This is a genomic window from Bacteriovorax sp. DB6_IX (assembly GCF_000447775.1).
Lineage (GTDB): Bacteria > Bdellovibrionota > Bacteriovoracia > Bacteriovoracales > Bacteriovoracaceae > Halobacteriovorax_A.
In genome coordinates this window covers 1-6,868 of sequence record NZ_AUNJ01000027.1, presented here as the reverse complement: position 1 = coordinate 6,868, position 6,868 = coordinate 1, and the positions used below count along the sequence as shown (strand labels likewise).

Genomic DNA, 6,868 nt, shown 5'->3' with positions numbered 1-6,868 from the left:
ANGTGAAATGATTAGTGCAAATATCTTGTTTCCCATGGACAGATTTATAGCAGAAATCAGTGGCAATATGTTTTATTTGGTAAACTTTACATATTGAGTCATTTTGACTTAATTTAATTCTAATTTTCGCTAGAATAACTGCATGAAATCCATTCTCCTTCTTATATTAATCCAGGCCGTGGGCTTTGCACGCTATGATGACACTTTACCTAAAGGTGTCAGGCTAATGGCCGTGAGGCAAGTGCAATCAGATAAGGTCGATGAGTTTCATAATCTTACGGGAACAAAAGAGGGGTATTCTGTTGATTTCAAACTCGATTCACGATCTCTTGGCCAAATTGATATTGTTAATGAGTATGTTCTAAAGGATCTCAAGCGAACAAGTCCGGCGGCCTATGAAAAATTAGTAGCAGCGGAATATCGCTTCGATGTGAAGGCCAATGTTAATGTTACTGGGATAGGTTTTGGTTATGGTCTTACAAGTAGCCTCACTGTCTATGGAGTCATTCCTTATTACAGAGCTTCTGTCGATGTCGAACCTAAGAGAACAAAGGGAAATAATTATAGCGAAGTAAATAGCGAGATTAGTGGTAGTTCAAATAAAGTTGGATTGGTCTTGGATATGAATTCTTTACCAGATGTTGATGAAGGATTAGTTCAGTCTGCAGTACAAAACTATTATGGTTATCAGGCCCTCGGAAAGTGGGAAGCTTCAGGTTTAGGTGATATTGAATTGGGAATTAAAAAGAGATTCTCTTCTTGGAAGGGTGGTGGGGCTCTTTATTCTCTTGGACTAATTCTACCGACAGGAAGAGAGGATAATCCAGATATTATACAAGATGTCGGCTTTGGTACTGGACATTGGCAGGGCTTTGTCGAGGCCGGAGTTGGACAAAGTTATAAGAAGAGTGACCTTAACTTTTACACTAGGTTAAAACACTCGCTACCAAGAACAAAGAGGCTTAGACCTTCATCTACAAACTCTGATCTAACAGATGAAAGTTTAGATTTTTATATTCAGCCAGGTTTGGCAATTACCATTTCACCATCCCATACATATCATCTGACAAGCTGGTGGCAGATCCATTCTGGAATTACCTATAAGAGGAAACTTGAAGACAATTATGAGTCATCAAATACCTACTATGATCAAAAGTTAGAGGCCATCACATCTTGGGAGACAACTGAGTTGAATCTTGGAATCGATTTCTCTACCGTAGATGCCTTTAAAAAGAAAGAATTCTTGGCGCCAGGTAGTATCGGAATCAAAGTCGATAAAACTCTCTCTGGGCGCAATACTCCTTCTGTCACTCTCTATTCAGCGGAGATGAGACTCTACTTCTAAGCTCTTGCTAAGCTCGGCTAGGAAAGCTTTTCCCACCCATGAAAAAAAAACTAAAGTATGAAAAAATGATGTTGTGCGTTATTTTAAAAAAAGCACGTGGAGTTTATTGAATGATTGAATTTTTAAACGGACTACAGCCAGGAGCAATGCCAGAAGGACTTACAAGTTCTAAGGGCGCTGGTACATCAGCAGAGGCACAGGCCTTAGCGGGTGGTTCGGAATTCGGTAAACTTCTTGATCAAATGAAAAAAGGTGGAGCTAGTGATTCTGACTTACTAGCAATGATGTCTCAGAATATGAAAGGTGGACAGGATGTTGCCGTTCATAATGCTTTAAAGCAGGGATTAGATCAGAACCTTGAAAATATGATGGCGGTTGAAGGTGAGGGATTATCACCTGAAATGCTTGCTGACCAAATCTTATCTACAGGTGAAGCAGAACAAACTGGTAAGGCGACACTTGAAGGTGAGTTAGCTCAAAATCTTCAGCAAGCTAAGACTCCTAATCAGCTAAGAATGTCGTTACCAAAAGGGGTTATGACAAACCAGGCTGCTGAGTTAGAGCAGGTATTACAACCAAATGAATTAACAAATGTGAAGACTCCTGAAATGAAAGGAGCCCAAACTAATGCAGCGGTGACTGACATGAAGTCAGTACTTTCAAATGCTCAAAACGGGCAGGAAGTAGATGCAAGGATTGCGCCACAGCTTCATTCTTTTTCACCTAAAAAGGGAAAGGGAACTTCACAAACTCAGATTCATTACTCTGAAGATTTCATGACTCAAAGAATTGAGCAGAATGGTTCAGAAAAACCGAAAATTGTTGGTAATCGTAAAGCGATGAATATGTTCCAACAAGAGCAAAGTGTCTTAAGCGATACTGGAATTATTAAAAAGAAGTCCGCCACTGAGATGAATATTGGAAAGATGGACTTCGACACATCTTCTAAAGAAAAGGTTTCATCAAAGTTTGATAATATTCAAGCGGTGAGTGAAACAACAACGAACTCAGGTGAGCAACAAGCTGATAAATTAGCGACATTAATGACTCCTAAGACGCAAACTCTGACAGCAGTATCAACTGCCGGAAGTGATGTTAAAGTCTTAGATCTTTCATCTGTAAAGAATCCAGAACAACTACTTAGTGAAATCTCTAATTATATTGAAAACTCTCGTATCCAACACGGTAAAGAAATTGAAGTCATCGTAAAGCATAATGACTTAGGACAATTTAAAATCAACGCCCAAAAAGGGAAGGGGGATTTAATTGATCTTAAGATTATTGCGAATTCAGATGAAGCTCATAACTTCTTCAATAAGAATGAAGTTAGTCTACTAAAGACGTTGAGTACTCAAGGGGTAAAAGTTGCCGATTTCAAGCTTTCAATGGGTGAATCAAGCTCTACAAGCTCGAATGGGAACAATTCTTCCGATCAAAATTCTACTGGAAATGGACAAGGATTTGCGAGAAACTATAATAGCGGTGATGATATGAGCCGTGACGGTAGACAGAGACGTCAACAACTCTGGGATCAATATAGAGAAAGACTAGGTGCTTAATGGCAGAAATCGGTAGACCAAGACAGGCAAATCCATTTTCTAAAATTTCTATGGCTCCGGCCGAATACAAGAAGAAAAAACTACAACAAGAAAACGTTGGAGAGCAGCTTAATAGGCTAGCTGGTTCAGAACAAGACGAAAAACAATTCGTTGATAGAAAGAGCCACAACAAACTTGGTAAAGATGGTTTTTTAAAACTTCTTTCTCACCAATTATCAAATCAAGACCCATTAAAGCCAATGGATCAAAAGCAATTTGCAGCTGACCTTGCTCAATTCTCGCAACTTGAGCAGCTAACAAATATGAATAAGAAGATGGATGCTATGAATAATAATGCTCCTCAAGAAACAAAGTTCTATGGAGCTAGTTTCTTAGGTAAGGAGATTATGACTAAGGGTGCGACTGTTCATTACAATGGGCAAGATACTCAAACAGATATTCCATTTTTCTTAGAGAAAGCAGCTAAGAATGTTCTTGTAAATATTTACGATTCTAAGAGACAACTCGTGGCCCGTATTGAAGGTGAAGATCTTGGTAGGGGACAACAACGTCTAAATTGGAATGGTAAACAACTTGATGGCGTAAGAGCGACTAAGGACGATTACTCTATTGAAGTAAGAGCATTTGATAATGAAATGAATCCATTTAAAGCAGAAACAAAATCTACAGGGGTTGTTGCAGGTGTTAACTTTGTTAATGGTGAAACAGTTCTAACTCTTTCTAATGGAAAAGAGGTTTATCTTAGAGATGTAGATAGTTTTAAATTACCTTCTGCTAAACAAAATAGTGCTACGCAGCAAAATATGCATGGCTTGAAAAAGAATGCAGCTGCACAGTATAATAATATTAACGAACAAATGTAGTTTTGGAATAATCCAAGCTACCGCTTTGTCTCAAAAGTTGTAAGAGATGGTAGATAACAAAGTCTCAAATTTTCTCATCCCAAATGTCAGCAAAGTTCCTGGTAACAAGAAGGTTGACCTGCGCGATCGTCTCGGTGGTGCTGAAGGTGCAGAGAATCGTGACGAGTTTAAGAACCTTCTAAAAACTGAGATTGAGTCTGAAATCAAAGATGTTCAGGCCCAGCATGGAATTAATCTTTCTGTTCATGCAGCAAAGAGATTAAAAGAGAGAAATCTCGATTTAGACACTAATGAGTTTTTTAAGCTTAGAGGTGCAATGGAGAAGTTAAGAACTAAAGGTGGTAGAGACTCTTTAGTTATTACGGATAAAGCTGCATACATTGTCGATGTGCCAGGTAACAAGGTTGTGACTGCCATAGACAAGGGAAGTATACAGGAAAACGTATTTACAAAAATTGATTCGACTGTCGTAGTTTAGAGAATTGAGAAACAAGCTGGTCCTTTCCGGAAGCTTCGTGTGAGCCTGTCGTTGTTCGCACATTCATCAAAAATCAATTCCTATTTCTATCGACGAGTTTATTTAGTCTAGGAGGGACGATAGATGGGTATTTTAAGATCTTTTAACATTGGTGTATCTGGTTTAAACGCTGTTGGACAAGGTATGGGTGTTATCTCGGATAACATTGCTAACTCTGGTACTACAGGATTTAAATCTTCAAGAGCCGAATTTCAAGATGTTCTAGCCGTATCACTTAAAGGTATTGATGGTGGTGACCAATTTGGTGCAGGTGTTAAGCTTTCACACATTAAACCAATCATGACTCAAGGTGATGTTACAAGAACAGAATCTATTACAGACCTAGCTATCAACGGTGACGGTTTCTTTAAAGTTGAGGCACCATTTGGACCAGGATTTACAAGAGACGGTTCAATGCACTTTAACAAAGAAGGTGAGCTAGTTAACCCTGATGGATATAAAGTTGTTGGTTTCAAGGCAAATGCTGAAGGTGATATCACAACTAAAGAAGGGCCGATCAAGCTTGGTAACACAACGATCCCAGCTCAAGCAACAAAGAACGTAAAAGTAAGTATGAACCTTGACTCTAGAGCAGAAGTTAAAGAGTTCAACCCTCTAAAGCCAGAAGAGACTTCAAACTTTTCTAACTCAATGACTGTATATGATAATGTAGGTACAGCAAGACTAGTAACTGTATTCTATAACAAAACTGCAAATAACAACTGGACGTATAGAGTTATGGCCGACGGAAGTGATGTAGAAGGTGGTCAACCAGGTGTAATGTCTGAAATGGCAAATGGGCAACTTCTTTTCAACGACAAAGGTCAACTCCAACAAGAAGTCGAAGGAACAAACTCTTTCAACTTTAATAAAGGTGCAGCACCAGATCAAAAGATTACTTTCAACTTTGGTGAGTCAATCACTGAGGGTGGTGATGGTACTGATGCTTCAACTCAGTATGGTTCTGGTTCAGCAATAGCGAGACACACGCAAGATGGTGCTTCTGCTGCAACTCTTTCTTCTCTATCATTTAATGACTCAGGTGTACTAACTGCAGTTTATGATAATGGTGAAGCTAGAGATATTGCTCAAATTGCAATGGCCAAGTTTGAGAACAACGAAGGTCTTTTCAAAGTAGGGAAGAACCTTTTTAAAGAATCAAGAAACTCTGGTCAAGCGGCAATGGGTAAACCAGGTGAAGCAGGACGTGGAGAAGTTCTTTCAAAGTCGATCGAGCTTTCAAATGTTGATATTGCTAATGAGTTCGTAAACCTAATGACGGCACAGAGAAACTTCCAAGCAAACGCGAAGACAATTGGAACAGCGGACGCCATGTTACAAGAAATCTTCAGAATGAAAGGTTAATAATTAATCCCCCCCAATAAATAGACTAAAAAGGGCCTGCTAAGACTTTTGTTGAAGCGGGCCCTTTTACTTTATATACTATTAGTATGAAAATTTTATTTAACACTTATACAATGGCATTTCAGCACCCAGGTGGAGGTGAGATTGTCATGTTAAAGCTCAAAGAGTATCTCGAGAAATTAGGTCATGAAGTAAAACTCTTTGATAAGTGGAATGATAAGATTGAAGATTATGACGTTATTCACGAATTCTCTCTTTTAGAATGGGAGATTTGGAAAGACTATAAAGAACTAGGAAAGCCTTTAGTTCTAACTCCAACGGCATGGCCTAGAATCGATTTTAAAACAAAGCTTAAAATAAAAATAAAAAAACAGCTGAGCTCACATAACTTAGCAAGTTTTTTAAATTATCCAGACATCATTTTACCGACAACATCAATTGAAAAAGAAAGGCTTGAAGAATTGTACGCCCTTTCTGATAAAAGGTTTCAAGTTCTTTATAATGGAATTGATAGAGTTCAATTTGATGATTTAAGTTTTAATTTAAGTGACTATCTTCTCTATGTTGGCTCAATTGCTAAAAATAAGAATCTGCTAAAAGCAATTGAAATTGCTAATTCAACTGGAAATAAACTCATTATTGTTGGAGCTGCGAAGCCAGGTCATGAAGATTACTATCGTGAATGTAAAAAATTCGAATCTCAAAATATTATTTTCTATGGTCCTTTAAAACAGGGAAGCCAAGAGCTTTATAGGTTGTACAAGAATGCTAAGTGCCTGCTTGTCTTAAGTGAGTTTGAAACATGTAGTTTAGTTTCAATGGAGGCGGGAAGTGTTGGGACTCCTGTTATTCTGACTAAGTTTGGTGGAACAAAGGAAGTCTTTAGAGATTTTGTTAATTATGTTGATCCCGACAATCATGCAGAAATTGTTGAAGCTCTAAGTCATCTCAAGAGTGGTCAACACCTGAAGGCTTATATTGAAGAAAACTATTATTGGGAAAATATCGCAAAGAAACTAGAAAGAATATATCAAGACTTACTAGATAAGAATTAGGAAATAGAATGTCAGAGAAAGAATTAAGTCCTATTTATGAGTATTTGGATTATAAACAGTATATCAATGACTTGATTTCTACTTATCCAAAAGAAGGGCGAGGAGTTTTTTCTAAACTCGCAAAATCAATAAATGTTTCTTCAGTTTTGATTTCTCAAATTTAT

6 protein-coding genes are annotated in these 6,868 nt (G+C 37.9%); all 6 read left to right on the top strand.

The features are described from left to right. Positions 1-142: 142 nt before the first annotated feature. Positions 143-1,345: a hypothetical protein gene (locus M901_RS00840; protein WP_021276253.1), complete on the top strand. Its 1,203-nt coding sequence runs from the start codon at positions 143-145 to the stop codon at positions 1,343-1,345. A 110-nt stretch (positions 1,346-1,455) separates the two neighbouring features. Continuing rightward, positions 1,456-2,904, top strand: a complete 1,449-nt coding sequence (locus M901_RS00835; protein WP_021276254.1) for a hypothetical protein — start codon at positions 1,456-1,458, stop codon at positions 2,902-2,904. After that, the gene (locus tag M901_RS16075) at positions 2,904-3,767 is read left to right on the top strand and encodes a flagellar hook assembly protein FlgD (protein ID WP_021276255.1); all 864 of its coding nucleotides are present in this window, start codon (positions 2,904-2,906) and stop codon (positions 3,765-3,767) included. Before M901_RS00835 ends, M901_RS16075 begins: the two co-directional genes overlap by 1 nt. A 46-nt stretch (positions 3,768-3,813) precedes the next feature. Then, positions 3,814-4,245, top strand: coding sequence for a TIGR02530 family flagellar biosynthesis protein (locus M901_RS16070; protein WP_021276257.1), 432 nt, complete (start codon positions 3,814-3,816; stop codon positions 4,243-4,245). Between the two features lie 123 nt (positions 4,246-4,368). Further along, positions 4,369-5,649 carry a flagellar hook protein FlgE gene (locus M901_RS00820; RefSeq protein ID WP_021276252.1) on the top strand — a complete coding sequence of 427 codons (1,281 nt, stop codon included), beginning with the start codon at positions 4,369-4,371 and terminating at the stop codon, positions 5,647-5,649. Positions 5,650-5,735: 86 nt separating this feature from the next. After that, positions 5,736-6,704 (top strand): glycosyltransferase family 4 protein, encoded by a 969-nt coding sequence (locus tag M901_RS00815; protein WP_034719303.1) that lies wholly within the window; start codon positions 5,736-5,738, stop codon positions 6,702-6,704. The last annotated feature ends 164 nt before the right edge of the window (positions 6,705-6,868 follow it).